Source organism: Micromonospora sp. NPDC047756 (genome assembly GCF_055587245.1).
Map to the genome: position 1 here is coordinate 260,841 of NZ_JBVJGQ010000004.1, position 26,529 is coordinate 287,369.

A 26,529-nucleotide genomic window follows, 5' to 3' on the forward strand; every position below is an offset into this window, starting at 1 on the left:
GGTCGCGCCCAGTCGCTCCGCTCGGGTGGCGGAGCCGGCACGTCCGGCGGGCCGGCCGGTTCGTCCGCAGGGGGCCGCGCCGGTTCCGTCACGAGGTCCTCCTGTCGAAAGGCCGCCACCGTCACCCGGCGGACACCGGCCAGGCTACCGCCGCGAGCACCGCCGCCCGCGCCGGGCGCGGCCACCGGTGGCTCAGTCCATGTTCGCGGGGTAGTCATGGCCGAACGGGGCGCCGGCCAACCGGACCACCCCGATGACCACAGCGGCCACGACGCTGACCGCGACCAGCACCAGGCCGGTCCAGGCCATCCACTCCCCCCGCCGCAGCCAGACGCCGCCGGTCAGGAAACCCCCCGAGGCGTACGCCTCCCGGCGCGCCTGCCGGGCCAGTTGCAGGGCCACGGTGGCCGGCACCACGCCACCGATGAACAGCCCGGTCAGCATGCCGAGCAGGCCCAGCGCGAAGACCGCCCGTGCCTTCGTGGCGCGGGCCGGATCCGGGTCGAGCGGATGGCGCACGCCCTGCTGGGCGACGGACACCTGCCCGGGTGCGGTCGTCATCCCCCCATCATGCCGAACCCGGCGCAGGCGGTGGGTTGGCACGGACACGACGAGGCCCCCGGCTTTCACCGGGGGCCTCGTCGTGTGACTGGTGCTTAGCGGTACGACCCGAAGTCGAAGTCGTCCAGCGGCACTGCCTGCCCGCTGGCCGGCCCGAACCCGTAGTCGGTCTCCGGGTAACCGGTCATCGAGTAGACCTTGGCCTTGGCCTCCTCGGTCGGCTCGACCCGGACGTTGCGGTACTTGCTGATGCCGGTACCGGCCGGGATGAGCTTTCCGATGATCACGTTCTCCTTGAGGCCGACCAGCGAGTCGCTGCGCGAGTTGATCGCAGCGTCGGTCAGCACCCGGGTGGTCTCCTGGAAGGAGGCCGCCGAGAGCCAGGAGTCGGTGGCCAGCGAGGCCTTGGTGATACCCATCAGCACCGGACGACCAGCGGCGGGCTCGCCGCCCTCCGAGACGAGCCGGCGGTTCTCCGACTCGAACAGCGCCCGGTCGACGAGCACACCCGGCAGGAACTCGGTCGAGCCGGAGTCGATGACCGTCACCCGCTTGAGCATCTGGCGGATGATGATCTCGATGTGCTTGTCGTGGATGAGCACACCCTGCGAGCGGTAGACCTCCTGGACCTCACTGGTCAGGTGGACCTGGACCGCCCGCGGACCCATGATCCGCAGCAACTCGTGCGGGTCGATGGTGCCCTCGGTCAGCTTCTCGCCGACCGCGACGTGACCGCCGTCGTGGGTACGGAGCTTGACCCGCTTCGAGATCTTGTCGTAGACGATCTCGTCGCTGCCGTCGTCCGGCACCACGATGATCTTGCGCGAGCGCTCGCCGTCCTCGATCCGGATCCGACCGGGGGTGTCGGCGATGGGCGCCTTACCCTTCGGGACCCGAGCCTCGAAGATCTCCTGAACACGCGGCAGACCCTGGGTGATGTCCTCACCCGCGACACCACCGGTGTGGAAGGTACGCATCGTCAGCTGCGTACCGGGCTCACCGATGGACTGGGCGGCGATGATGCCGACCGCCTCGCCGATGTCGACCGACTTACCGGTCGGCAGCGACCGGCCGTAGCAGGCCGCGCAGACGCCCAGCTTCGACTCGCAGGTGAGCACGCTGCGCACCCGGACCGTCTCCACACCAGCGGCGACGATCTTGTCGACCCCGATGGAGTTGATGTCCTGACCGCGCTCGGCCACCACGGTGCCGTCCGGCCCCTTGATGTCGTCGGCCAGGGTCCGGGCGTGCACGCTGGTCTCGGCGTGGGTGTGGACGACGAGCTTGCCGTCCAGCTTCTCGCCGATCTGCATCGGGATCGCCCGGTCGGTGCCGCAGTCTTCCTCGCGGATGATGACGTCCTGCGAGACGTCCACCAGACGACGGGTCAGGTAACCCGAGTCGGCGGTCCGCAGCGCGGTGTCGGCGAGACCCTTACGAGCACCGTGCGTGGAGATGAAGTACTCCAGCACGGACAGACCCTCCCGGTAGCTGGCCTTGATCGGCCGCGGGATGATCTCGCCCTTGGGGTTGGCCACCAGACCACGGATCGCCGCGATCTGCCGGAGCTGGAGCAGGTTACCGCGAGCACCCGAGTTGATCATCTTCCACAGTGGGTTCTCCTGCGGCAGCGCGGTGTCCATCTCCTTGGCGACCTCGTTGGTCGCCTTGGTCCAGATCTCGATGAGCTCGCCGCGACGCTCCTCGGCGGTCATCAGACCACGCTGGTACTGCTTGTCGATCTGGTCGGCGTCCTTCTCGTACCGCGCCAGGATCTCCGCCTTGCGCGGAGGAGCGATGACGTCCTCCATGCCGATCGTCACGCCGGACCAGGTGGCCCAGTGGAAACCGGCCTCCTTGAGCCCGTCCAGGGTGGCCGCGAGGGCCACCTTGGGGAAGCGCTCGGCGAGGTCGTTGACGATCGCGGAGAGCTGACCCTTGCGGATCTCGTAGTTCACGAAGCGGTAGCCCTGCGGCAGCGTCTCGTTGAACAACACCCGGCCCAGGGTGGTCTCCACGGTCAGCGGGTCACCCTCGACCCAGCCCTCCGGGGCGGTCCACGCCTCGGCACCGGAGCCGTTGTCGACCCCGATCACGTCGTGCAGACGGATCTTCACCGGCGCCTGCAGGTGCAGCTCGCCGTTGTCGAAGGCCATCCGCGCCTCGGCGTCCGAGCTGAACGCTCGGCCCTCGCCCTTCTCACCGGCGGTGAGGTGGGTGAGGTGGTACAGACCGATGACCATGTCCTGGGTGGGCATGGTGACCGGCTTACCGTCGGCCGGCTTGAGGATGTTGTTCGACGACAGCATCAGGATCCGGGCCTCGGCCTGAGCCTCGGCGGACAGCGGCACGTGCACCGCCATCTGGTCACCGTCGAAGTCGGCGTTGAACGCGGTGCAGACCAGCGGGTGGATCTGGATTGCCTTGCCCTCGACCAGCTGCGGCTCGAAGGCCTGGATGCCCAGGCGGTGCAGGGTCGGTGCCCGGTTGAGCAGCACCGGGTGCTCGCCGATGACCTCTTCCAGCACGTCCCACACGACCGGGCGCTGACGCTCGACCATCCGCTTGGCGGACTTGATGTTCTGTGCGTGGTTGAGGTCGACCAGCCGCTTCATCACGAAGGGCTTGAACAGCTCCAGCGCCATCTGCTTGGGCAGACCGCACTGGTGCAGCTTGAGCTTCGGGCCGACCACGATGACCGAACGGCCGGAGTAGTCGACGCGCTTGCCCAGCAGGTTCTGGCGGAACCGGCCCTGCTTGCCCTTGAGCATGTCGGACAGCGACTTGAGCGGGCGGTTACCCGGGCCGGTGACCGGCCGGCCGCGACGGCCGTTGTCGAACAGCGCGTCGACGGCCTCCTGGAGCATCCGCTTCTCGTTGTTGACGATGATCTCGGGCGCGCCGAGGTCGATCAGCCGCTTGAGGCGGTTGTTCCGGTTGATCACGCGGCGGTACAGGTCGTTCAGGTCGGAGGTCGCGAAGCGGCCACCGTCGAGCTGCACCATCGGGCGCAGGTCCGGCGGGATGACCGGGACGCAGTCCAGCACCATGCCGAGCGGCGAGTTGCGGGTGTTCAGGAACGCCGCGACGACCTTGAGTCGCTTGAGCGCCCGGATCTTCCGCTGACCCTTGCCGGACCGGATGGTCTCCCGCAGGCTCTCGGCCTCGGCGTCGAGGTCCATGTTCTGGACCAGCGCCTTGATCGCCTCGGCGCCCATGGAACCGGTGAAGTACTCACCGAACCGGTCGCGCAGCTCGCGGTAGAGCAGCTCGTCGGTGACCAGCTGCTTCGGCTCCAGCTTGCGGAAGGTGTCCAGCACCTCGTCCAGGCGGTCGATCTCGCGCTGGGCCCGGTCGCGGATCTGGCGCATCTCGCGCTCTCCGCCCTCCTTGACCTTGCGCCGGACGTCCGCCTTGGCACCCTCGGCCTCCAGCTCGGCCAGGTCGGCCTCGAGCTTGGCGGCCCGCTTCTCGATCTCCGAGTCGCGGCTGTTCTCGGACTGCCGCTTCTCCGCCAGGATCTCGTTCTCGATCGTCGAGAGGTCGCGGTGACGCGACTCCGCGTCCACGCTCGTCACGACGTACGAGGCGAAGTAGATGATCTTCTCGAGGTCCTTGGGAGCGAGGTCCAGCAGGTAACCCAGCCGGCTCGGAACGCCCTTGAAGTACCAGATGTGGGTCACCGGAGCGGCGAGCTCGATGTGCCCCATCCGCTCACGGCGGACCTTGGAGCGAGTCACCTCGACGCCGCAGCGCTCACAGATGATGCCCTTGAACCGGACGCGCTTGTACTTACCGCAGTAGCACTCCCAGTCCCGCTGAGGACCAAAGATCTTCTCGCAGAAGAGCCCGTCCTTTTCCGGCTTCAGGGTGCGGTAGTTGATCGTCTCAGGCTTCTTGACCTCGCCGTGCGACCACTGACGGATGTCGTCGGCGGTGGCGAGGCCAATGCGCAGCTCGTCGAAGAAGTTGACGTCGAGCACTATGTCCCCTATGTCGTCGTCTGTACTGCTAATTCTCGGGTGGGGTCGGGGGCCGGCGAGCCGGCCCCCGACCGCTCACCTCAGACCTCTTCGACCGAGCTCGGCTCGCGCCGGGACAGGTCGATGCCCAGCTCCTCAGCGGCCCGGAACACCTCGTCGTCGGTCTCGCGCATTTCCAGGGCCACACCGTCGCTGGAGAGCACCTCAACGTTGAGGCACAGCGACTGCAGCTCCTTGAGCAGCACCTTGAACGACTCCGGGATGCCCGGCTCCGGGATGTTCTCGCCCTTGACGATGGCCTCGTAGACCTTCACCCGGCCGAGCACGTCGTCGGACTTGATCGTGAGCAGCTCCTGCAGGGCGTAGGCAGCGCCGTACGCCTGCATCGCCCAGCACTCCATCTCACCGAAACGCTGACCACCGAACTGCGCCTTACCACCCAGCGGCTGCTGCGTGATCATCGAGTACGGGCCGGTCGAGCGAGCGTGGATCTTGTCGTCGACCAGGTGGTTGAGCTTCAGGATGTAGACGTAGCCGACCGCGATCGGGTCCGGCAGAGGCTCACCGGAACGACCGTCGAAGAGCTGCGCCTTGCCGGTACGACCGATCAGCTGCTTGCCGTCCCGGTTGGGCAGGGTCGACTCGAGCAGACCGGAGATCTCCTCCTCGCGGGCACCGTCGAAGACCGGGGTGGCCACGTTGGTGTCGCCCTCGGACTCGTGCGCGTCGATCGAGCGGAGCTGGCGCTTCCACTCGGCGTCGTCGCCCTCGACCTTCCAACCGGTCTTGGCGACCCAACCGAGGTGGGTCTCCAGCACCTGGCCGATGTTCATCCGGCTCGGCACACCGAGCGGGTTGAGCACGATGTCGACCGGGGTGCCGTCCTCGAGGAACGGCATGTCCTCGACCGGCAGGATCTTCGAGATGACGCCCTTGTTGCCGTGCCGGCCGGCGAGCTTGTCGCCGTCCTGGATCTTGCGCTTCTGGGCGACGTAGACCCGGACCAGCTCGTTGACACCCGGCGGCAACTCGTCGCCGTCCTCGCGGGAGAACGTGCGCACACCGATGACCGTGCCGGTCTCGCCGTGCGGCACCTTCAGCGAGGTGTCCCGAACCTCACGCGCCTTCTCACCGAAGATCGCGCGGAGCAGGCGCTCCTCCGGGGTCAGCTCGGTCTCACCCTTGGGCGTGACCTTGCCGACCAGGATGTCACCGGGGACGACCTCGGCGCCGATCCGGATGATGCCGCGCTCGTCGAGGTCGGCGAGCATTTCCTCGCTGACGTTCGGGATGTCGCGGGTGATCTCCTCCGGACCGAGCTTGGTGTCCCGGGCGTCGACCTCGTGCTCCTCGATGTGGATCGAGGTGAGCACGTCCTGCTGCACGAGGCGCTGCGACAGGATGATCGCGTCCTCGTAGTTGTGACCCTCCCAGCACATGAACGCCACCAGCAGGTTGCGTCCGAGTGCCATCTCGCCCTCGTCGGTGCACGGACCGTCGGCGATGACCTGACCGGCCTCGACGCGGTCGCCCTCGAAGACGACCGGCTTCTGGTTGACGCAGGAGCCGGCGTTGGAGCGGCGGAACTTGTGCAGCAGGTACGTCCGGCGGTGGCCGTCATCCTGGTGGATGGTGACGTAGTCGGCGCAGAGATCCTCGATCACACCGCCGACCTCGGCGACCACCACGTCGCCAGCGTCGACGGCGGCCCGGTACTCCATGCCCGTGCCGACCAGCGGCGCCTCGGCCTTGACCAGCGGCACCGCCTGGCGCTGCATGTTCGCGCCCATCAGTGCCCGGTTGGCGTCGTCGTGCTCGAGGAACGGGATCATGGCGGTCGCGACAGAGGTCATCTGCCGGGGCGAGACGTCCATGTAGTCGACGGCGCCGGGGACGACGTCCTCGGTCTCGCCGCCCTTACGACGGCAGAGCACCCGGTCCTCGGCGAACGTGCCGTCAGCCTTCAGGCGCGCGTTGGCCTGGGCCTTGACGAACCGGTCCTCCTCGTCCGCGGTCAGGTAGTCGATCTGGTCGGTGACCCGACCCTCGACGACCTTCCGGTACGGCGTCTCGATGAAGCCGAACGGGTTGACCCGGGCGAAGGTGGACAGCGCGCCGATCAGGCCGATGTTCGGGCCTTCCGGCGTCTCGATCGGGCACATCCGGCCGTAGTGGGACGGGTGCACGTCGCGGACCTCGAAGCCGGCCCGCTCCCGGGACAGACCACCCGGGCCGAGCGCGCTCAGCCGACGCCGGTGGGTCAGGCCCGCCAGCGGGTTGGTCTGGTCCATGAACTGGGACAGCTGGGACGTCCCGAAGAACTCCTTGATCGCCGCCACCACCGGGCGGATGTTGATCAGGGTCTGCGGGGTGATCGCCTCGACGTCCTGCGTGGTCATCCGCTCGCGGACGACCCGCTCCATCCGGGACAGGCCGACCCGAACCTGGTTCTGGATCAGCTCACCCACGGTACGGAGGCGACGGTTGCCGAAGTGGTCGATGTCGTCGGCCTCGTAGCCCTCCTCACCGGCGTGCAGCCGGCAGAGGTATTCCACGGTGGCGACGATGTCGTCCTCGGTCAGCGTGCCGGTGGTGATCGGCACGTCGACTTCCAGCTTCTTGTTGAACTTGTAGCGCCCGACCTTGGCGACGTCGTACCTCTTCGGGTTGAAGAAGAGGTTGTCGAGCAGGGTCTGGGCGTTCTCGCGCGTCGGCGGCTCGCCAGGGCGCAGCTTGCGGTAGATGTCGAGCAGAGCCTCGTCGGCGCCGGCGATGTGGTCCTTCTCGAGCGTGGTCATCATCAGCTCGGACCAGCCGAACTTCTCACGAATGCGCTCGGCCGACCATCCGATGGCCTTGAGCAGGACGGTGACGGCCTGCCGACGCTTGCGGTCGATGCGCACACCGACCGTGTCGCGCTTATCGATGTCGAACTCCAGCCAGGCACCCCGACTCGGGATGACCTTGACGCTGGAGAGGTCGCGGTCGGAGGTCTTGTCCGGCTGCTTGTCGAAGTACACGCCCGGAGACCGGACGAGCTGGCTGACCACGACGCGCTCGGTGCCGTTGATGACGAAGGTGCCCTTGGGCGTCATCATCGGGAAGTCACCCATGAACACCGTCTGGCTCTTGATCTCGCCAGTGGTGTTGTTGGTGAACTCCGCGGTCACGAAGAGCGGAGCGCAGTAGGTCAGGTCCTTCTCCTTGCACTCCTCGATCGAGGCCTTGACCTCGTCGAAGCGCGGCGCTGAGAAGGAGAGCGACATGGTGCCGGAGAAGTCCTCAATGGGACTGATCTCTTCAAGGATCTCCGCGAGACCCGATCGTGCGTGCGGGTCGTCCGCCGACCGGCCCTGCCAAGCCTCGTTGCCGACGAGCCAGTCGAAGGACTCGTTCTGAATGGCAAGGAGGTTGGGGACCTCGAGGTGTTCGGTGATCCTGCCGAATGAAACTCGGCGGGGAGCGAATGCGCTCGACGTACGACTGGTCTTCGCAGGGCGGGAAGCTGCCAAGATGCGTCCTTCCGAGGACCGGTGCTGCAGAACGGCTGGTACGCGTGCACTCCAATGACCCCACCAGAAATATCCGTAAACGGACATTTCCGAGCAGGGGCCAAGTCGGAAGGCAGCGCAAACTAGCAGTGTAGCCGAGAGGCTAACCGCTGTCCAGCCCACCCCGCAGGTTGTTCGCGGAGCGCACCTCGGCCCCCGTCAACCGGGGTCTGCCGGGCCGCTCAGAACGCAACTCCCCACTGGGCCGCTCGGGTTGCAGCGACCGATGGTGCCGCCGCTGTCATACCCACGTCGTGGCCGTCGCAAGCGCGGTGTCTTGCTGGTGTCAGCGTGCCTGGCGGCCCCGGGCCGCGTCAAGGGCCGGTATCCGGGTTGCCCCCTGTTTCCCACTGGAGGACGACCCGCCACGCTCGTTCGGGTCAAGCGTACCCATGGTCCGAGCCCAGCTCAGGACCGGTCGCAGCCAGATCCACCAAAACGGCGGGCGGTGATCCGTGTCGGATCACCGCCCGCCGCGACGCGATGGTGTCCCAGCTCACGAGCCGGGTACGCGTTGGTGGAACGTCAGGTCACTTGAGGGTGACCTTGGCGCCCTCACCCTCGAGCTTGGCCTTCGCCTTGTCGGCGGTCTCCTTGTTGACCTTCTCCAGGATGGCCTTCGGCGCGGACTCGACCGCGTCCTTGGCCTCCTTGAGGCCCAGGCCGGTCAGCTCACGCACGACCTTGATGACCTGGATCTTCTTGCCGCCGTCAGCCTCGAGGATGACGTCGAACTCGTCCTGCTCCGGCTCGGCCTCGGCAGCAGCGCCGCCGCCACCGCCACCCGGGCCCGCGATCGCGACCGGGGCGGCAGCGGTGACCTCGAAGGTCGTCTCGAACTGCTTCACGAACTCAGAGAGCTCGATCAGCGTCATCTCCTTGAACGCGTCGAGCAGCTCGTCGGTGCTGAGCTTCGCCATGTCTGGCGTCCTTTCCTGGTTCTGTTAAGTAAAGAACTGGTGCGCCGTGGGGGCCTCAGGCCGCCTCGGCGCCCTCCTTCTCGCGCTTGTCCTGCAGTGCAGCCGCCAGACGGGCGGTCTTCGACAGCGGGGCCTGGAACAGGGCCGCGGCCTTGCTCAGGTTGCCCTTCATCGCGCCGGCCAGCTTGGCCAGCAGCACCTCGCGGGACTCCAGGTCGGCAAGCTTCGTGACCTCGGCCGCGGTGATGGCCTTGCCCTCGAAGACACCGCCCTTGATGACGAGCTTCGGGTTGGCCTTCGCGAAGTCGCGAAGCCCCTTCGCCGCCTCGACGACGTCGCCCGAAACGAAAGTCAGCGCGGTAGGACCGGTGAACAGCTCGTCGAGGCCGGTGATGCCCGCGTCCGTCGCAGCACGCTTGGCCAGCGTGTTCTTCGCGACCGTGTAGCTGGTGTCGGCGCCGAGCGAGCGCCGAAGCTGGGTGAGCTGGGAAACCGTCAGACCGCGGTACTCGGTCAGCACGGTGGCGCCCGAGCTGCGGAAGCTCTCGGTCAGCTCAGCGACGGCCGTGGCCTTGTCGGCCCGGATCGGCTTGTCCGCCATGTCCCTCCTCTCTCGTTACTCGAGGCTGGTCCCCGTCTCGGCCGAAGCCGGAACGGGGGCGGAGGCAGCGCGACAACGAAAAAGCCCCGGCGCAGGGCGCACGGGGCGAGGGCCGGCGGATCGTCACGGTCGGCGGACCATGCTCACTGCCGAGTTACGCTTGCCGCCCTACGCGGGTCGCCCGTTGTCGCGGGACCTTCGACCGTGCCGAAGCACGATGACCAGCGGTCTCTGGGTGGTTCCTCATCCATGAGAACACGGATGACGGTGTGAAGAGTACGCGCCCAGCTCACCAGCGCCAAATCGCCCCTGGTGAGCTGGGTCACCGACGGGTCAGCCCTGGGCTCGCCGACGCCACAGGTAACCGCCGACGACCGCGGCGCTCCACGCCAGCGCCCAGCCGCTCAGCCCCAGCAGGGTCAGTGCGGCGGCGTTGCCGGCCGTGGTGCGAGCGGCCGCCATGATCGGCGGTGCCAGCCAGGGGGCCACCGAGCCGGTCAGGCCGAACACCACAGCGCCGACCCCGCCGAGGGCCAGCACCGCGACGCCGTACCCGGCGCCGCCCACCGACGCCCGGCTGGCCAACGCCCCGAGAGCAACCGCAGCGGGTACGACCAGCGCGTGCGCCCACAACCCCAGCGCCAGCCCGACCGGAATCGACCGGTCCCCCGGGTCGACCGGGCCGGACACCCCGCCGACCAGCCACGGAAAGAGCAGCGCGACGGTCACCGTTACCAGTGCCGCCACCGCTGCGGCGAGCAGTCCGGCCAACCGCTCCCGGGCCACCCCGACCGTCACCTGCGCCAGCCGACGCTGCACGTCCGGCTCGACGTCGAGAAGGATCTTGGTCTGCCAGGCGAGCACCGGAAAGAGCACCACCGCGGAGACCCCGTACGCCTCCGCCGGCTGAGCGCGGCCACCGCCGTAGAGGGTGCCGAGCGTGATCAGGCCGGCGAGCAACGGCGCCAACGCCCGGCCGGTCCGCAGGAAACCAGCCAACCGCATCCGGACCAGGGCGATCACCGGGTCTCCCCCACTGCCGACTCGACGGTGGCGTCGGTCGCCTCCGGCCGCCCCGCTGCCGGCTCCCCGGCCATCCCGGGCGACGGCTCGGCGGGTCGGGCGGCACCGGCCGACCGGAGCGGCTCGGCGGGTAGGGCCTGGGAAGCGGCGGTCGAGGCGTCGGAGCGTACCCGCAGCACCTGATGGCCCTCGGCGCGCAACCGGGCGACGGTCCCGGCGACCCGCGCGGCCGGCACCGCGACCTCGACCACCGCGATCCTCTCGTCCGTCGACGACGTCTCCTCCGAGAGCGAGCCGTCGGCCACCAACCAGCGGCGCGCGGCCGGAAGCCGGACCGTCTCGCCGCGATGGTCGCTGACCAGGACGGACCCGTCGGCGGCCAGCACCTCGGCGATCAGCTCGGGCACCAGCTCACGGGTGGCGGCGTCCAGCCCCTCCCACGGCTCGTCGAGCACCAGCAGGCCCGGTGGGCGCAGCAGCGCCTGAGCGAGACCGACCTTCTGCGCCGTGCCCTTGGACAGCTCCGGCAACCGGACCGAGCGGAAGGCGGACAGCCCGAGCCGGGCCGTCCAGGAGGTCACCGCCTCGTCGGCCGCGGCCCGGTCCAGCCCCGCCACCCGGGCCATGCCGGTCAGATAGCGGGTCACCGTGAACGGTTGGTCCGCGGGGAAACGCTCCGGCACCCAGCCCACCCGCGCCGGCCGGTCGGTGACCCGGCCCCGACCCGGGCGGAGGACCCCTGCGGCCACCTGGAGCAGTGTCGACTTGCCCACCCCGTTGCGACCCAGCACGACCGCCACCTCGCCGGGACCGATCCGCACGTCGATGCCGTGCAGCACCCACGGCCCCCGCCGGTGGTACCGCAACCAGACGTTCTCCAGCCGCATGGCGTCGAGCCTGCCACACCTCGAACGCGCCGGGGCGCCGCCACGGTCATGGCGGCGCCCCGGCGGAGCGAACTGTCGACTCAGGCGTCGGCCTGGTCCTCCCGAAGGTTCTTCACCAGGTTCGGGTCGACCGGAACGCCCGGGCCCATCGTGGTGGTCAGGATGACCTTGCGGAGGTACTTGCCCTTGGCCGCGGACGGCTTGGCACGCAGCACCTCGTCGAGCACCGCGGCGTAGTTGTCCACCAGCTGGCCCTCGGTGAAGGAGGCCTTGCCGATGATCAGGTGCAGGTTGGAGTGCTTGTCCACCCGGAAGGTGATCTTGCCGCCCTTGATGTCCTGCACCGCCTTGGTGACGTCCATGGTCACCGTGCCGGTCTTCGGGTTCGGCATGAGACCGCGCGGGCCCAGGATCCGCGCGATCCGGCCGATCTTGGCCATCTGGTCCGGCGTGGCGATCGCCGCGTCGAAGTCGAGCCAACCACCCTGGATGCGGGCGACCAGCTCATCGGTGCCCACCTCGTCCGCACCCGCGGCGGCGGCCTCTTCGGCCTTCGCGCCGCTGGCGAACACGATCACGCGGGCGGTCTTACCGGTGCCGTGCGGCAGGTTGACCGTGCCGCGGACCATCTGGTCCGCCTTGCGGGGGTCGACGCCGAGGCGCATGGCGACCTCGACCGTGGCGTCGAACTTGACGTTGGTGGTCTCCTTGGCCAGCTTCACGGCCTCGGTGGGGGTGTAGAGCTTCGACCGGTCGATGACGTCGGCGGCCTTGCGGTAGCTCTTGCTGCGCTGCATTGCTGATTACTCCTGTGGTCTCTGGCGGGCCGCTCGGCGCGAGCCCTCCCACGGTCGGAACGAAGGTCGGGACCGACGTCAGTCGTTGACGGTGATGCCCATCGACCGGGCGGTGCCGGCGATGATCTTCTCGGCCTGGGCGATGTCGTTGGCGTTGAGGTCGGCCATCTTCTTCTCGGCGATCTCACGCAGCTGGGCGCGGCTGACCGAGCCGACCTTCTCGGACTGCGGAACACCCGAACCCTTCTGCACACCAGCGGCCTTGATCAGCAGCCGGGCGGCGGGCGGGGTCTTCAGCACGAACGTGAAGGACCGGTCCTCGTACACGCTGATCTCGGCGGGGACGATGTCGCCCCGCTGAGACTCGGTCTGCGCGTTGTAGGACTTGCAGAACTCCATGATGTTCACGCCGTGCTGGCCGAGCGCGGGGCCGACCGGCGGCGCCGGCGTGGCCTGGCCCGCCGGCAACTGAAGCGTGAACGTCTTGACGAGCTTCTTCTTCGGAGGCATGTCACTTCCTGGGGCTTGGAGCTGGGAAAATGCGGCTGTCGCCGCCCTCGGGCGCGCACGGTCAGCGCGGTGCGACAGCGGCGACATTCAAGAGTAGCGCAGGCCGCAGCCCACTCGTCCGCCGAGGTCGAGCGAGAGCGCGTACGCCGACGTCGGCGGCGGGCCGGGCCCGCCGCCGACGACCAATCAGATCTTGGCGACCTGGTTGAAGTTGAGCTCCACCGGAGTCTCACGACCGAAGATCGACACCAGCACCTTGAGCTTCTGCTGGTCGGCGTTGATCTCGCTGATCGTGGCCGGCAGCGACGCGAACGCGCCGTCGGTGACGGTGACGGAATCGCCCACCTCGAAGTCGAGGACCTTGATCTCGGGCTTCGCCTTCTTCTGCTCGGTCTCGACGGCCGGCGCCAGCCACTTCAGCACCTCGTCGAGCGAGAGCGGAGCGGGCCGGTCGGCCCGGTCGGTCGCGCCGACGAAGCCGGTCACACCCGGGGTGTTCCGGACACACGAGTAGGACTCGGCGGTCAGCTCCATCCGGACCAGGATGTAACCCGGGAAGACCTTGGCCTGGATCTGCGAACGCTTACCGTTCTTGACCTCGACCTCTTCCCGGGTCGGCACCTCGACCTGGTAGATGAAGTCCTCCATGTCGAGGCTCGTGATCCGGGTCTCGAGGTTGGTCTTGACCTTGTTCTCGTAGCCGGCGTACGAGTGCACCACGTACCAGTCACCCGGTGCGTAGCGAAGCTTCTGCCTCAGCTCCGCGACGGGGTCGTAGTCCTCGTCCGGTGCGGGCTCGGTCGTAGGGAACTCCGGCTCGCTGGCGGCCTCGACCGACTCGTCACCAGCCGCCGTCGCGACCGTGGACTGATCGTCCACCGGTCCGGCGGTCTCGTCGTACTCAGGCACGCTCGCTCACTTCCGTCACTATGGCTGGAGGCAGCCGGTCAGTCCGAGTTGCCAAAGACAAACAACACGACCTTGGCGAAGCCGAAGTCCAGCACACCCACGATCGTCAGCATCACCGCGACGAACGCCACCACCACGGCGGTGTAGGTCAGCAACTCCTTGCGGGTCGGCCAGATGACCTTACGCAGTTCAGCTACGACCTCGCGGAAGAACCGGGCGATGCGGCCGAAGACGCCCACCCGACCCTTTTCCGAACGCGTGGTCGGCACGCTGTCCGCCGACTCCGCCCGGGCACGGGACCGCGTGGCGGTGCCTCCCCGGGAAACCGGCTCGTCCGCGCCGGAGGCGTCGTCGTCGGCCACGTCGTCGACGATCTCGTCGTCCAGACGATCGTCGCCGTCGTCGTCGCGCCGCTTGTTGTCGGCCACTTCGCCCTCCGTCGCGGAATCTGGGGTCGCACGCCGAGTGGCGTACGCGGCGCTGGTCACGCCGGCCGGACCCAACCGTCCCGCGACGGGCCGCGGCCGGTGGATCACCGGAGGGCCCCGATTGCCTCGGAGCCACCCCGCCGATGCCACCACCACGGGCCGGACGCCGCCAGGTGGCGGCGCGGCCCACGGGAACGGTCAGGCCTGAGGCGCAGGGGTGACAGGACTTGAACCTGCAGCCTGCGGTTTTGGAGACCGCTGCTCTGCCAATTGAGCTACACCCCTATGTGGCAACACTCGCCCCACGCGGCCACAGACGACCGAGCAGGGGTCACTTGCCCCACGGCGGACCAGTGTACGGGTAGCCGCCCGACTTTCCCAACCGGTCTCTCCGCCACGCGTGGCGGGCTCGGTTCAGCCTGCCGTCCGGATGGTTGCCCGCGCCTGGGACAGCACCTTCTCACCCAGGCAGGTGGCGGTGACCTCGAGCCGGGTGAGACCGTCCTCGGTCACCTCACGGACCCGCGCCGTCACCTCGATCTCGGTCCCCTGGTCATCGTCGGGGACCACCACCGGCCTGGTGAAACGCACGCCGTACTCGACCACCGCGTCCGGCGACCCGGCCCACTCGGTGACCGCACGCCCGACCAGGGCCATGGTGAACATGCCGTGGGCGATCACCCCGGGCAGGCCCACCTTGGTGGCGACCCGCTCGCTCCAGTGGATCGGGTTGAAGTCGCCCGAGGCGCCGGCGTAGCGGACCAGGTCCGCGCGGGTCACCCGAAACGTCTGTGCTGGCAGCTCCATGTCACGCCTCCCCGCGAATGACATACCTGGCCCACACCGCGACCACGGGTTCCCCGCCGACGGTGCTCACGTCGGTGCGCGTGGTCAGGAACCCGTGCCCACCCCTGGTGCTGACGTCCTCGATGGTGTTGGTGCAGACCAGCTCGTCGCCGGCCACCACCGGCCGGGTGTACGCGAACCGCTGGTCACCGTGCACCAGGCGGCTGTAGTCGACACCCAGGGCCGGGTCCTCGATGATCTGGCTGCTCGCGGCCATCGTCACGATCACCGGAAAGGTCGGCGGGGCCACCACGTCAGGGTGGCCCAACGCCCGCGCGGCCTCCGGGTCGTGGTGGGCCGGGTCGGTGGCCCCGATGGCGCTGGCGAACTCGCGGATCTTTTCTCGGCCCACCTGGTAGGGGGCGGTCGGCGGATACGTCCGGCCGACGAAGGAAGGGTCCAGAGGCATGCCGCGAACCTACACGGAAAGCCCAATCGCCGACCTGATCGGTAGGCGGCGGCGGAGCCGCACCAAACCGGTCAGATCGGCGATCGGAAAGCTTCGACAACGGCCGGCCGCGGGGCCGGCCAGCCGTCAGCGGGTCTCGCGGTGGACCGTGTGCCGACCGTCACGCGGGCAGAACTTCTTCAGCTCGATGCGGTCGGGGTCGTTGCGCCGGTTCTTGCGCGTGATGTAGTTGCGCTCCTTGCACTCCACACACGCCAAAGTGATCTTCGGCCGGACATCGGTAGCCTTCGCCACGGCGGAGTGCCTTCCTCGCTAACGGAAACAACTACGACGCGCCAGCCTAGACGCTGACAGCGCGGACATGCAAAGTGGGCGCCAGAAGCGCCCATTCTTACGACCACCGGCAACGAGCCCGGAAGACGAGAGTAGCGGTGGCCGGACTTGAACCGGCGACACAGCGATTATGAGCCGCTTGCTCTACCATCTGAGCTACACCGCTGCGATGGGTCCAGCTGAACCCTCGAGCCCCCTTACGGAATCGAACCGTAGACCTTCTCCTTACCATGGAGACGCTCTGCCGACTGAGCTAAGGGGGCCTGCGCGATCTCCCCGTGGGGCGCGCAGGAGTAAGAGTACACGGCCCGGCTCGACAGGTGAAATCGGATCCCCGGTGATCGTCCGCGCCCTGCTCAGGGCACAACACGCAGGCGCGGAAGCTCCCCGTTCGAGGTCGTCTCCGGCTCGACCTGAGCCCCGAACCAGGCAGCCAACCGCTCGTACGGCAGCGGCCGGCTGAACAGGAAGCCCTGCCCGATCTCGCAGCCGATGTCCTGGAGAAGCTCCAGGGTCAACTCGCTCTCCACCCCCTCGGCCACCACCGTCAGGCCGAACTGCTGGGAGAGGGTGACCACCGCGTTGACGATCGCCAGGTCCCCCGGGTCGGTCGCCATGCCCTGCACGAAGGAGCGGTCCACCTTCACCTCGTGCACCGGCAGCCGGCGCAGGTGCGCCAGAGACGAGTCACCGGTGCCGAAGTCGTCCACCGACAGCCGTACGCCCAGATCACGCAGCCGTTGCAGCGTGGGGATGGGCCGGTCCGTGCCGTCCAGCACCCCCGACTCGGTGATCTCCAGGGTGAGGCGCTGCGCCGGCACCTTGTACTCGGTCAACAGCTCCTGGACCCGGTCCGGGAAGTGCCGGTCGATGAGCGTACGGGCCGACAGGTTGACCGCGATGGGCAACGGCTGGTCGGCCAGCGCCCAGTCCCGGCTGCGCCGAAGGCCCTCCCGGAGCACCACCTCGGTGAGCCGACTCAACTGGCCGGTGTGCTCGGCCACCGCCACGAAGTCCTCGGGCGCGACAGTGCCGTGCGCCGGGTGCTCCCAGCGGGCCAGACACTCCACACCCACCAGGCGCCGGTCCCGCAGAGTCACCTTGGGCTGGAAGTAGACCTCCAGCTCGTCCTGGTCCAGTGCTCGGCGCAGATCGCCGGCCAGACCCAACCGGCGCAGTGAACGGGACTCCAGCGCGGGATTGAACAGCTGCACGCTGCCCGGCACCGACTTGGCCGCGGTGGCGGCGAGGTCGACCCGAAGCAGCAGGGTCGCCGCGTCGCTGCCATGATCCGGGTGTACGGCCACCCCGACGGCAGTGTCCACGTCGAGGGTGAGCGCGTCGAAGACCATCTCGTCGCGGATCTGGTCGCGCAGTTGGGCCGCCAACTCGACCGCCGCGTCGGCGCTCTCCAACCGCAGCGTCACCAGGAACTCGTCCCCACCGGCGCGACCAACCAGAGCCGACGACGGCGCGCTGGCCCGCAACCGATCGGCGACCTCGGTGAGGACCTTGTCCCCGGCCGCGTGCCCCAGGGACTCGTTCACCTGGCGCAGCCCGTCGACGTCGAAGAGCAGCAGCGCCACCACCTCGTCCGGCGCGCCGATCTTGACCGATTCGTCAAGGGCTCTGGTGATGCGCCGCCGGTTCGGCAGCCGGGTCAACGTGTCGTGGTGCGCGTCGTGGCGGAGCCGGTCGACCAGCCGCGAATTCTCCAGAGCCACGGCCGCGTGCGCCGCCACGGTCTCGAAGATGGGGATGTCACCCGGGGTGAAGTGGCCGACGTCGCTGAGCCGGTTGGCGACCTCCAGGGTGCCGATGACCGCCTGGCCGGACCGCAGCGGCACCACGATGACGTCCTTGATCTTGCCCTCACTCAGGGCTTGCCGCTCGTTCGACTCCTCGTCGAAGGCCCGCCCCACCGCGATGGTCCGCCCCTCGTCCGCGGCGCGCTGACGAAGAGAAGCCGGCGTCCGTACGACGTCCAACAGACCCGGATCATCGACCCGGGCAGTGAGCAGCACCTCGGGATGACGGCCCAGCGCCGGCAGCCACAGGGTCGCGTACTCGGCCTGCATCAGGGCCCGCACCCGACCCAGGAGAGCATCGACGAGCGCGCCGTCCTGGCCCCGCTCCCCGATCGCGCGGGTCAGGTCGTACATGGCGGCCAGTGTCCGGTGTTGCCGGAAGAACTCCGCGTAGGAGCGGTAGACCAGAACAAGTGCCGCACCGAGGGCGGCCAGCAGCACCAACGACCACCAGGTGGTGGTGACGGCGATCAGAATGATCAGACCGAGCGAGACGTTGATCGCCGCGGTGAGCAGAGCCGGACGTGCGGTGCGGAGAGAGTCCCGTCCCGCCTGCCAACCCTGTAGGAGGGTGTGCACGCCGACGATGCCCGCGAGGCTGACGAGGATCACCGCGGTCACGGCCGCGAAGAGATTCAGCCAGGTGCCGGGGTCGTCCACCTCGTTCGAGGGCGGTAGCGCCTGAAGGAGGAGAACGGCGAGAGAGGTGCCGGCGGCCGCCTTGGCCACGTTGAACCAGAACTTGACGGGCGCGAACCGGTGCCGTGTCTGCGTGAGCATGGACGCCACCGTGTAGATCACGACGACGGTCAGCGGTGGCAGCAGAAACAGCGCCAGAACCAGCGGAATCTCGGTCAATGTCATGCCGAACGACTGCCGCCGGACGACGAAGTTGAGCACCGGCATACCCACGCCGGCCATGGCGACCAACAGCAGGAGCGCGAGAAGCCAGTCACCGAAGGGCTGGGATGACACCAGCCCGGTGACCATGGAACAGATCGCTGCGAAGAACACCAGCGGCGCGGTGATGAACCAGGCGCGATCCGCCGAACGGCGTCGCGATCGATCACGCGGAGCCATACCGCTCCCTACGGCGCCTGCGGTTTACCGCCCTTGGATGGGGATGAGCTGAGCCAGTCAGCGACCACTGCCGACGGTAGCGCCTTCCGGAACGACGGTCCAGATGAGATCGATGGCCTGAGCCCCGCCTGTGTTGCTGTCAAAGAGGCCGGCGGGGAAGGCCACGATGGCGGCGGCGGCAAGAACAAGGAGGAGAGACCCACCGAGTCGGCCTAGCCTTCGACCAGACATGATCGCTCCTGTCGGGAGATGTACAGCGTTGATGGAGGTTCCACGATCGTGCCACAGCGCGGGCAGCCAGAGAAGTGGCGGTAGCCCGACTGGCCCCACCGTCTGTTACTTCCCGCCGTTCGGCCTACCGCCCCCAACGCACCGGACCAGACCAGAAGCCTGTAGGGCGCTTAACCGCTTCACGCAGCGTCGAATACGACCTTCAACACAATTCGGGTTTAGCCGGAGGGACTCGCCACATCCGGTTCGACAGTCACCGTCAGCAACGCCTCCACAGCCCCCGGCACCCGTGCGCCTCCGATCCGGCCATCGACCACCATACCGCCTCCTCGCCATCCCGCCAGTACCTCGTCGGGTTCATTTCAGTTGGGTGGAGAGCAGGACGAGCACCGGCCGTGGTCAGTATCTGCGCAGCTAGGATCGCGTATCGTATCGATGGATCCTTATAAGAAGCGCTGCGTGGTGCCAACTTCGCCACCAACGCGGCGACCGGAGGGTGTCACCGTGATGCCCGGAACACGGCACGCGCCCCGGCATCGACGAGCTCCGGCTCCTCGCTGGCCGGGCGGGAGGTGACCGACGCGGAACCAACCGTGCCATCGACCGGCCGTTTGGCCGTCTACGCTTCGGCACTCCCGTCTTCGGCGGCCACGGATCCGGCCGCCCAGGCGGATACGCGGCAGCGTGAGGAGCGCGGACCTCGTCGGGAAGCTCGCCGTCTCGCCGGCGGCACGACAGCCAGGAGCAGCATCCGGAAGAGGGACAGTCGACGAACGCGCTCGTGTCGCTAGCTGCCCACTGCTGGCGGTGCTCCGCGTCTCGTCATCGGAGCATGTCTAGCTCGCCCGTCTCTGGGTCCACCGCCATGCCGAGCTTGCGGTAGCCCTGGAGCTCGGCGTCACCCTGAGGAACGAAGTCGACGATGAGGAAGGGCTTCTTACCAGTGAGTGCTCGCAGCTCTTCCTCGTACGGCTCGCCGACATGCCAGTCCTCAATCCGGAACCCACCCCTGGGTTTCCCTGCTCGCATCCGTCTGACGAACTCAGCGGTAGCCAACTCCCGAGCCTCATCCCGATCCATAGTCCGCACTGTCGGGCAACTCAACCGAGGGCGCCACTGATCTTGTCGTTCATGGTGTCGTCGCCGCCGTGCTGTGCGCTGTGCTGAGTTGCCGAAAGATCTGGAGATCGCTGCGCGGCCCGGTCCTTGGCGGCGAACAGATCGGAGCGCCAGCGGGCGCGTTCGCTGATCGACCGCATGAGCCGATCCGGACTCGGCTAGATCAACGACAACGGCCCCTGATACCAGCATCTCTGCTGGTCAGGGGCCGTGTCTGCACCTGGTGGCGGGTAGAGGATTCGAACCTCTGAAGCTTTCGCGACGGATTTACAGTCCGCTCCCATTGGCCGCTCGGGCAACCCGCCAGGGCACCCCACCGCGTCGTAACGCGGCGGCGGAAGCAAGGATAGCGGCTCCCCCCGGCACCCACGCAACCGGGTACGGTCAGGGGGTCGTGCCGCTGGTCGGCGGCCGACGGCAGGCCCAGACCGCCGGACAGCAGGAGCAGAAGCATGGCAGCGAACCCGTCGTTCGACATCGTGAGCAAGGTTGACCGTCAGGAGGTCGACAACGCCCTTCGGCAGGCGGAGAAGGAACTTGCGACGCGGTTCGACTTCCGCGGCACCGGCGCTGAGATCTCCTGGTCCGGCGAGGAGGCGATCGGCCTTCAGGCGGAGACCGAGGAGCGCGTCCGCGCCGCGCTGGATGTGTTCAAGGAGAAGCTCGTCAAGCGGAACATCTCGCTGAAGTCGCTGGATGCTGGGGAGCCGCGCCCGTCGGGCAAGATCTTCAAGATCGACTGCAAGGTGATCCAGGGCATCGAGACGGACAAGGCCAAGGCCATCAGCAAGAAGATCCGCGACGAGGGCCCCAAGGGTGTGCAGGCGCAGATCCAGGGTGACCAACTGCGCGTGACCGGCAAGAAGCGGGACGACCTTCAGGCCGTCATCTCGCTGCTCAAGGGCGAGGACTTCGGCGTCGCTCTCCAGTTCAACAACTACCGCTGAGGATCGGACACCGCGAGCCGCCACCGCTCCCGGACGGAGCGCGTCCGGGAGAGATCGACTCGGGTTCCTGAAAGCCAGGGCATCCGGGTGACTGGAACACCGCGACTTCCAGGAATCCGAGTGGATCAAAGCAAGGGTCACCCGCGGCGGCCAGCGAGCGAAAAGGCCGGGGCGTAAGGCCGCCCACGCGGTCAGGCGGGGACGGGGTGTTCGGCGCGTACCGCGGTGGTTTCCGCGCGGGCGATGGGCCCGGTGGGCAGTGCGGCGACCGCGGCCCCGACGGCGACCGCCGCCCCGGCGAACAGGAACGCCCAGCGGACGCCGCCGGCGTGGTCGACGATCACGCCGGCCACCGAGCCGCCGGCGGCGCTCGACGCCACCGCGACGGTGACCACCCAGGTGTACGCCTCGTTCAACATCCCGGTCGGGGCGATCCGGCCGACCAGGGTGTTCTCCAGGGTCAGCGCGGGCGCGATGGTGGCCCCGCCGGCGATCAGCGCGACACCCAGGGCGAGCGGGTTGGGCATCACCGCGAAGACGGCGAAGGTGGCGGCCAGCGCGGCGAGCAGCAGGGCGAACTGTCGGGTCATGTTCGGTGCTGGCTTGCGGACGCCGAACCAGAGCCCGCCGATGGCGCTGCCGATCCCCCAGACGGCGAGCAGGACGCCGGCGAGGCTCTCCGGGTCGCCGGTGGCGTGGTCGCTCGCGAACGCCGGCACGATCACCCCGGCGGCCCCGAACGCGATGCCCAGGCCGGCGACGCAGATCAGCAGGGCCGGGAAGCCGGCGACCCGGAGCGGGCCGAGGCCGCGCGCGTGGTGTTCCTGCGGGTGCGGACGCCAGCCGCGCATGACCCGCCCGAGGGCCACGGCGGTCGTGCCGACCAGGGTGACCACTGCCGCACCGATCAGCGCGGCCGCCGCGTCGGCGACGAGGACGAAGCCGGCGACGAGCAGTGGGCCGATGACGAAGACGATTTCGAACAGTGTGGTCTCGGCGGCCAGCGCGGTGTTGCGGAGGTGGTATCGGCCGGAGTTGGGGCCGGTCAGGTCGTTCCAGGCGCCTCGGATGGCGGCGCTCAGCGGCGGGTAGGTGGCGCCGGCCACGCCTGCGGCGAGGTAGATGACGGGGAGCGCGTCGTCGCCGGAGCGGCTGGCCAGCAGCAGCCCGATGAGTGCCAGCGGGTGGGCCACGGCGGTGAGCAGCAGCACCGGGCTGGGGCCGACCCGGTCGGCGATGCGGCCGGCCACCGGGCTGAGCGCGGCGCCGGCGAGGGCGTAGATGCCGCCGGCGATGGCGGCCAGCGAGTATCGCCCGGTCACCTGCTCGACGACCAGGAGCAGCGCCAGCGGGGTCATGCCGATTCCGAGCCGCCCGATGATGCCGGTGATCAGCAGCATGGGCGCGCCGGGGATCCGCCAGACACCCAGGTACTGACGCAGCGCGGTCACCGTGAACCTCCCGAGGATGTAACGAGCGTGAGCCGTTATGACCCTAACGCCATCACTCGGCCGGTAGACAACGGAAATGCAGCACTCCGCCCGTACCTGGCGTGGCCGGGTACGGGCGGAGGCGGTGTTTCAGCGGGTCAGCGCTGGAACTGCACCGGCCCCGAGTTGCGGGCCATCTGCTCCAGCCGGGCGACGCGGTCCTCCATCTTGGGGTGGGTGGAGAAGAGCGCCGCCATGCCGCCACCCCGGAACGGGTTGGCGATCATGAGGTGGGCGGTGCTGGTGAGCTGCCCCTGGGCCGGCAACGGCCGGCGTCGGGCCACCGCATCGATCTTGCGGAGCGCGCTGGCCAGGGCCAGCGGGTCGCGGCTCAGCTCGGCGCCCGAGGCGTCCGCCTGGAACTCGCGGCTCCGGCTGATCGCCAACTGGATCACCGTGGCCGCGATCGGGCCCAGGATCAGGGTGAGCAGCAGCACCGCCGGGTTGGGCCGATCCTCGTCGTCCCCGCCGCCCAACGGGATGAAAAAGGCGAGGTTCGCCAGCAGGGTGATGATGCTGGCCAGGCCGGCCGCCACGCTGGAGATCAGGATGTCCCGGTTGTAGACGTGGGACAGCTCGTGCCCGATCACGCCGCGCAACTCACGGTAGTCGAGGATCTCGGTGATGCCCTGGGTCACGCAGACGGCCGCGTGCTGCGGGTTTCGGCCGGTGGCGAACGCGTTGGGCTGCGCGGTGGGGCTGACGTAGAGCCGCGGCATCGGCTGCCGGGCGTCGGTGGCCAACTCCCGGACCATCCGGTACAGCTCGGGGAACTGCGCCTCGGTGACCGGTTGCGCCCCCATCGAGCGCAGTGCGAGTTTGTCGGAGTAGAAGTAGGTGACGCCGTTCATGACCAGAGACACGACGACGGCGATGACCAGGCCACCGCTGCCGCCGAACCAGTAGCCCACCGCCAGGATCAGGGCGCTGAGCAGGCCAAGCAGCGCTGCGGTCTTCAGACGGTTGTGGTGCACAATGTCTCCTTCGGTGCACGGATCGCCGGGATCCGCTGACCGGTTCAACAACCCGGTACCCGCCAACCATCCGTTACAACGCTGAGAGTTCACTGAGACCGAAGTCGCAGGTCAGGTCAACGTCCGGCCAGGTCGAGCACCAGTTGCGGGGCGACACCCAGCACCACGGCGGCCACCGTCGCCACCGCCAGCACCACCCCCACCACACCCATCACGGGTACGGCCGCAGCACCGCCGACGTTCGGGGCGGCGAGGGGCGTCGGCGCCCAGAGCGCGGCGGTCACCCGCAGGTAGTAGGCGAGCCCGATCACGGCGTTCAGCGCCACCACCAGCGCCAGCCAGGCCGCGCCACCGTCCAGCAGCGCCCGGACCACCGTCACCTTCGCGAACAGGCCAGCCAGCCCCGGCGGCAGACCGGCCAGACCCACCAGCGCGAGACCCAACGCCGCGGCTCGCCACGGGTGCCGCCGGGCTGCCCCGCGCAGGTCGTCCAGCGTGCCGCCGTCCGCACCCGCCGGCCGCAGCGCGGTCACTGCGGCGAACGCGGCCAGCTCCAACACCACGAAGAAGACGGCGTACGCGATGGCGGCCGCGTACGCGGCGGACCGTGCCTCGTCCGTGCGTCCGGCGGCCAGCGCCAACGCCCCCAACGGGGCGAGGATGTACCCGGCCTGCGCGACGGACGACCAGGCGAGCAGCCGGACGGTCCGCCGCTGACGCAGGGCGACCAGGTTGCCGACGGTCATGGTGAGCACGGCCAGCAGGGCGAGCACCGGACCGGTCTGGTCCGCCGGCAGCGCCCGTTGCACCACAGCGAGCAGGGCGACCAGGCCGCCCAGCTTCGACGCTGTGGACAGGTACGCGGCCACCGGCAGCAGCGCGCCGTCGTAGGTGGCCGGGGCCCAGGCGTGGAACGGCACCGCCGCCACCTTGAAGGCCAGGCCGACCAGCAGCACCGCCACCGCGGCCGTGGTCAACGGCAGGTCCCGCAACTGCGGCTGTTCGGCGATCAACGCGCCGAGCCGGTCCAGGTGCAGCCCACCGGTCACCGCGTACAGCAGCGCCGCGCCGAGCAGGGTCAGCGTGGTCGCCACCACGCTGACCACGAAGAAGGTCACCGCCGCCTCGGCGCTCGCCAGGCTGCCCCGGCGCAGGCCGACCAGCACATACAGCGGCAGGGTCAGCGTCTCCAGCGCGACGATCAGCGTGATCAGGTCGCCGGCCGCGCCGAGCACCACGCCGCCGGTCATCGAGCAGGCCAACAGGAAGGCGTACTCCCCGACCGGTGACCGCCCGGCCCGTAGCGCGGGCACCGACAGCCCGAGCACGCCCGCCGTGAGCAGCGCGACCACCACGGCGATCAGGGCCGCCCGACCGCCGAAGATCCAGGAGCAGTCGGCGCCCACGCAGAACGTCCGCCGCTCGGCACCCGCCCCGACCAGCGCGGAGCCGACGGCGGTGCCGAGCGCGCCGAGCGCGGCCACGGCGATGGTGGCCCGTGGCCGGGCCACGAGCAGATCGGTGATGAGCACGAGCACGGCCGTGCCGGCGGCCAGGTAGGCCGGCAGCAGCGCGACGCTGTCCACGCTCTGCACGACGTTCATGGTTTGACCACCCCGATCAGGGCGTCGACGGGAGCCTCGGCGACGCCGAGGACCAGCGTCGGCGCCAGGCCGATGGCCAACGCGAGCAGTACCAGCGGCACCCAGGCGGTCAACTCCGCCCCGGCCAGGCCAGGGCCGACCCGACCGACGGCGGGGCTCGGCCGGTTGTGGGTGACCTGGCGCAGCAACCGCAGGAAGTACGCGGCGGTGAGCGCCCCACCGACCGCCGCCAGCACCCCGAGGGTGGTCCAGAGCGGGCCGCCCACCTGCACGGCGGCGATCACCGCGAACGCCTCGCCCCAGAAACCGGCCAGGCCGGGCAGGCCCAGCGACGCGATCGCCGCGAACGCGAGCAGACCGGCCAACCGGGGCGAGGTCTCCCGCAGCCCGGACAGTTCGGTGAGGGTGCCGGTGCCGGTACGGTCCTTCACCGCCCCGGCCAGGAAGAACAGCAGACCCGTGATCACTCCGTGCGCCACGTTGCCGATCAACGCCGCCTGGATGCCAACGGTGGTCAGCGTCGCGACGCCCAGCAGCACGAAGCCCATGTGCCCCACGCTGGAGTACGCGATGAGCCGTTTCACGTCCGACTGGGCCAGGCAGACCAGCGAGCCGATCAGGATGGCGGCGACGGCGAGCACGCCGAGCACCGGCGCCGCCCAACGGGCGCCCTCCGGCGCCACCCCCACCGCGACCCTGATCAGGCCGTACGTGCCCATCTTGAGCAGCACACCGGCCAACACGACGCTGCCCACGGTGGGTGCCTGGGTGTGCGCGTCGGGCAGCCAGGAGTGCAACGGCCACAGCGGGCTCTTCACCGCGAACGCCAACGCGAGCAGTGTGAACGCGGCCAACTGCGTGCCCCGGGACATTCCCGCGCCACCGGTCAGCGTCACCAGGTCGGCGGTGCCGGCGGCGGCGACCACGACGTACACGCCGACCAGCAGCAGCACCGAGCCGAACAGCGTGTAGAGGGCGAACTTCCGGGCCGCCCGACGCCGGTCCGCGCCACCCCAGCCGGCGATGATCGCGTACATCGGCAGCAGGACGACCTCGAAGAACAGGAAGAACAACACCAGGTCCAGGGCGAGGAAGGTGCCCAGGATGCCCACCTCGACCACCAGCAGCAGCGCGACGAGCGCCCGGCCGCTGCCGCCGTCCGGGACCCGCCACATCGTGTACGCGCAGCAGAGCAACGTGAGCAGCGCGGTCAACACCACCAGCGGCCAGGAGATGCCGTCGACGCCGAGGTGGAAGCGCAACTCCAGACCGGGCACCCAGGGCAGGTCCAGTTGGTGCCACGGGCGCACCGCCGGCTCGTCCGCCGACCAGGCGACCCAGCCCCGCCCGCCGAACACCAGCGGCACCGCCGCCAGCAGGGTCAACGCCGCCGCGACAGTACCGACCAGCCGGGCCGCCCGGTCCCGGGGCGTCGCCGCCACCGCGACCGCGCCCAGCGCCGGCAGCACCAGCACCGCGACCAGCAACCCCTGCCCCACCATCACTGGACCGCCTCTG

General features: G+C 69.1%; 22 protein-coding genes and 4 tRNA genes. 1 reads left to right on the top strand and 25 read right to left on the bottom strand.

The genetic code is table 11. The features are described 5' to 3' along the window. Positions 1 to 192 precede the first annotated feature (192 nt). The 21 genes from ACZ6NZ_RS14390 to ACZ6NZ_RS14490 all read right to left on the bottom strand — a co-directional run bounded on the left by ACZ6NZ_RS14390 (position 193) and on the right by ACZ6NZ_RS14490 (position 20,301). Positions 193 to 561, bottom strand: coding sequence for a hypothetical protein (locus ACZ6NZ_RS14390; protein ID WP_210784125.1), 369 nt, complete (start codon positions 559 to 561; stop codon positions 193 to 195). Positions 562 to 656: 95 nt separating this feature from the next. Then, a complete protein-coding gene (locus ACZ6NZ_RS14395; RefSeq protein ID WP_465858566.1) occupies positions 657 to 4,544 on the bottom strand; it encodes a DNA-directed RNA polymerase subunit beta' in 3,888 nt (1,295 codons plus the stop codon). Positions 4,545 to 4,624: 80 nt separating this feature from the next. Then, positions 4,625 to 8,056 carry a DNA-directed RNA polymerase subunit beta gene (rpoB, locus tag ACZ6NZ_RS14400; protein WP_145778892.1) on the bottom strand — a complete coding sequence of 1,144 codons (3,432 nt, stop codon included), beginning with the start codon at positions 8,054 to 8,056 and terminating at the stop codon, positions 4,625 to 4,627. A 569-nt stretch (positions 8,057 to 8,625) separates the two neighbouring features. Beyond that, positions 8,626 to 9,015: a 50S ribosomal protein L7/L12 gene (gene rplL, locus ACZ6NZ_RS14405; RefSeq protein WP_357208428.1), complete on the bottom strand. Its 390-nt coding sequence runs from the start codon at positions 9,013 to 9,015 to the stop codon at positions 8,626 to 8,628. A 55-nt stretch (positions 9,016 to 9,070) separates the two neighbouring features. After that, a complete protein-coding gene (rplJ, locus tag ACZ6NZ_RS14410) occupies positions 9,071 to 9,616 on the bottom strand; it encodes a 50S ribosomal protein L10 (RefSeq protein WP_112584808.1) in 546 nt (181 codons plus the stop codon). 333 nt (positions 9,617 to 9,949) lie between these two features. Next, positions 9,950 to 10,639: a hypothetical protein gene (locus ACZ6NZ_RS14415; RefSeq protein WP_465858567.1), complete on the bottom strand. Its 690-nt coding sequence runs from the start codon at positions 10,637 to 10,639 to the stop codon at positions 9,950 to 9,952. Continuing rightward, positions 10,636 to 11,526 (bottom strand): ATP-binding cassette domain-containing protein, encoded by an 891-nt coding sequence (locus ACZ6NZ_RS14420; RefSeq protein ID WP_465858568.1) that lies wholly within the window; start codon positions 11,524 to 11,526, stop codon positions 10,636 to 10,638. Before ACZ6NZ_RS14420 ends, ACZ6NZ_RS14415 begins: the two co-directional genes overlap by 4 nt. Before the next feature lie 80 nt (positions 11,527 to 11,606). Further along, positions 11,607 to 12,323: a 50S ribosomal protein L1 gene (gene rplA, locus ACZ6NZ_RS14425; protein WP_130404749.1), complete on the bottom strand. Its 717-nt coding sequence runs from the start codon at positions 12,321 to 12,323 to the stop codon at positions 11,607 to 11,609. Positions 12,324 to 12,401: 78 nt separating this feature from the next. Next, the gene (gene rplK, locus ACZ6NZ_RS14430) at positions 12,402 to 12,833 is read right to left on the bottom strand and encodes a 50S ribosomal protein L11 (RefSeq protein WP_124820953.1); all 432 of its coding nucleotides are present in this window, start codon (positions 12,831 to 12,833) and stop codon (positions 12,402 to 12,404) included. A gap of 186 nt (positions 12,834 to 13,019) precedes the next feature. Next, the gene (nusG, locus tag ACZ6NZ_RS14435) at positions 13,020 to 13,742 is read right to left on the bottom strand and encodes a transcription termination/antitermination protein NusG (protein WP_366612818.1); all 723 of its coding nucleotides are present in this window, start codon (positions 13,740 to 13,742) and stop codon (positions 13,020 to 13,022) included. A gap of 38 nt (positions 13,743 to 13,780) precedes the next feature. After that, positions 13,781 to 14,170, bottom strand: a complete 390-nt coding sequence (gene secE, locus ACZ6NZ_RS14440) for a preprotein translocase subunit SecE (protein WP_366612823.1) — start codon at positions 14,168 to 14,170, stop codon at positions 13,781 to 13,783. 212 nt (positions 14,171 to 14,382) lie between these two features. Further along, positions 14,383 to 14,455: transfer RNA gene (locus ACZ6NZ_RS14445), tRNA-Trp, on the bottom strand. 129 nt (positions 14,456 to 14,584) lie between these two features. Next, positions 14,585 to 14,977 carry a MaoC family dehydratase gene (locus tag ACZ6NZ_RS14450; RefSeq protein ID WP_366612817.1) on the bottom strand — a complete coding sequence of 131 codons (393 nt, stop codon included), beginning with the start codon at positions 14,975 to 14,977 and terminating at the stop codon, positions 14,585 to 14,587. Between the two features lies 1 nt (position 14,978). Next, on the bottom strand, positions 14,979 to 15,425 hold the full coding sequence (locus tag ACZ6NZ_RS14455) for a MaoC family dehydratase N-terminal domain-containing protein (RefSeq protein WP_091402433.1): 447 nt from the start codon (positions 15,423 to 15,425) through the stop codon (positions 14,979 to 14,981). Positions 15,426 to 15,551: 126 nt separating this feature from the next. Beyond that, positions 15,552 to 15,719: a 50S ribosomal protein L33 gene (gene rpmG, locus ACZ6NZ_RS14460; protein WP_007073056.1), complete on the bottom strand. Its 168-nt coding sequence runs from the start codon at positions 15,717 to 15,719 to the stop codon at positions 15,552 to 15,554. A 132-nt stretch (positions 15,720 to 15,851) separates the two neighbouring features. Continuing rightward, positions 15,852 to 15,924 (bottom strand) — tRNA-Met (locus ACZ6NZ_RS14465). A 24-nt stretch (positions 15,925 to 15,948) separates the two neighbouring features. Next, positions 15,949 to 16,021, bottom strand: a tRNA-Thr gene (locus tag ACZ6NZ_RS14470). Positions 16,022 to 16,114: 93 nt separating this feature from the next. Then, positions 16,115 to 18,646, bottom strand: coding sequence for a putative bifunctional diguanylate cyclase/phosphodiesterase (locus ACZ6NZ_RS14475; protein ID WP_465858569.1), 2,532 nt, complete (start codon positions 18,644 to 18,646; stop codon positions 16,115 to 16,117). A 1,053-nt stretch (positions 18,647 to 19,699) separates the two neighbouring features. Continuing rightward, positions 19,700 to 19,957 carry a hypothetical protein gene (locus tag ACZ6NZ_RS14480; protein WP_465858570.1) on the bottom strand — a complete coding sequence of 86 codons (258 nt, stop codon included), beginning with the start codon at positions 19,955 to 19,957 and terminating at the stop codon, positions 19,700 to 19,702. A gap of 20 nt (positions 19,958 to 19,977) precedes the next feature. Continuing rightward, on the bottom strand, positions 19,978 to 20,136 hold the full coding sequence (locus ACZ6NZ_RS14485) for a hypothetical protein (protein WP_465858571.1): 159 nt from the start codon (positions 20,134 to 20,136) through the stop codon (positions 19,978 to 19,980). 81 nt (positions 20,137 to 20,217) lie between these two features. Then, positions 20,218 to 20,301 (bottom strand) — tRNA-Tyr (locus ACZ6NZ_RS14490). Positions 20,302 to 20,448: 147 nt separating this feature from the next. On the opposite strand from ACZ6NZ_RS14490, the gene ACZ6NZ_RS14495 reads away from it, so the two are divergent. Further along, on the top strand, positions 20,449 to 20,943 hold the full coding sequence (locus ACZ6NZ_RS14495; RefSeq protein WP_124774541.1) for a YajQ family cyclic di-GMP-binding protein: 495 nt from the start codon (positions 20,449 to 20,451) through the stop codon (positions 20,941 to 20,943). A gap of 191 nt (positions 20,944 to 21,134) precedes the next feature. On the opposite strand, the gene ACZ6NZ_RS14500 is transcribed toward ACZ6NZ_RS14495, so the two are convergent. The 4 genes from ACZ6NZ_RS14500 to ACZ6NZ_RS14515 form a co-directional block, all read right to left on the bottom strand. After that, positions 21,135 to 22,394 carry an MFS transporter gene (locus tag ACZ6NZ_RS14500; protein ID WP_465858572.1) on the bottom strand — a complete coding sequence of 420 codons (1,260 nt, stop codon included), beginning with the start codon at positions 22,392 to 22,394 and terminating at the stop codon, positions 21,135 to 21,137. 137 nt (positions 22,395 to 22,531) lie between these two features. Next, positions 22,532 to 23,407: a zinc metalloprotease HtpX gene (gene htpX / locus ACZ6NZ_RS14505; RefSeq protein WP_124858758.1), complete on the bottom strand. Its 876-nt coding sequence runs from the start codon at positions 23,405 to 23,407 to the stop codon at positions 22,532 to 22,534. 116 nt (positions 23,408 to 23,523) lie between these two features. Further along, positions 23,524 to 25,011: an NADH-quinone oxidoreductase subunit N gene (locus ACZ6NZ_RS14510; protein WP_465858573.1), complete on the bottom strand. Its 1,488-nt coding sequence runs from the start codon at positions 25,009 to 25,011 to the stop codon at positions 23,524 to 23,526. Then, positions 25,008 to 26,513, bottom strand: a complete 1,506-nt coding sequence (locus ACZ6NZ_RS14515; RefSeq protein WP_465858866.1) for a complex I subunit 4 family protein — start codon at positions 26,511 to 26,513, stop codon at positions 25,008 to 25,010. Before ACZ6NZ_RS14515 ends, ACZ6NZ_RS14510 begins: the two co-directional genes overlap by 4 nt. Between the last annotated feature and the right edge of the window lie 16 nt (positions 26,514 to 26,529).

Coding starts and splice junctions, on each gene's coding strand:
- ACZ6NZ_RS14390 (WP_210784125.1), bottom strand. CDS start 561: ATGACGACCGCACCCGGGCAGGTGTCCGTCGCCCAGCAGGGCGTGCGC.
- rplL (WP_357208428.1), bottom strand. CDS start 9,015: ATGGCGAAGCTCAGCACCGACGAGCTGCTCGACGCGTTCAAGGAGATG.
- rplJ (WP_112584808.1), bottom strand. CDS start 9,616: ATGGCGGACAAGCCGATCCGGGCCGACAAGGCCACGGCCGTCGCTGAG.
- ACZ6NZ_RS14420 (WP_465858568.1), bottom strand. CDS start 11,526: ATGCGGCTGGAGAACGTCTGGTTGCGGTACCACCGGCGGGGGCCGTGG.
- rplA (WP_130404749.1), bottom strand. CDS start 12,323: ATGCAGCGCAGCAAGAGCTACCGCAAGGCCGCCGACGTCATCGACCGG.
- rplK (WP_124820953.1), bottom strand. CDS start 12,833: ATGCCTCCGAAGAAGAAGCTCGTCAAGACGTTCACGCTTCAGTTGCCG.
- ACZ6NZ_RS14450 (WP_366612817.1), bottom strand. CDS start 14,977: ATGGAGCTGCCAGCACAGACGTTTCGGGTGACCCGCGCGGACCTGGTC.
- ACZ6NZ_RS14455 (WP_091402433.1), bottom strand. CDS start 15,425: ATGCCTCTGGACCCTTCCTTCGTCGGCCGGACGTATCCGCCGACCGCC.
- ACZ6NZ_RS14475 (WP_465858569.1), bottom strand. CDS start 18,646: ATGGCTCCGCGTGATCGATCGCGACGCCGTTCGGCGGATCGCGCCTGG.
- ACZ6NZ_RS14480 (WP_465858570.1), bottom strand. CDS start 19,957: ATGGATCGGGATGAGGCTCGGGAGTTGGCTACCGCTGAGTTCGTCAGA.
- ACZ6NZ_RS14485 (WP_465858571.1), bottom strand. CDS start 20,136: ATGCGGTCGATCAGCGAACGCGCCCGCTGGCGCTCCGATCTGTTCGCC.
- ACZ6NZ_RS14495 (WP_124774541.1), top strand. CDS start 20,449: ATGGCAGCGAACCCGTCGTTCGACATCGTGAGCAAGGTTGACCGTCAG.
- ACZ6NZ_RS14510 (WP_465858573.1), bottom strand. CDS start 25,011: ATGAACGTCGTGCAGAGCGTGGACAGCGTCGCGCTGCTGCCGGCCTAC.
- ACZ6NZ_RS14515 (WP_465858866.1), bottom strand. CDS start 26,513: ATGGTGGGGCAGGGGTTGCTGGTCGCGGTGCTGGTGCTGCCGGCGCTG.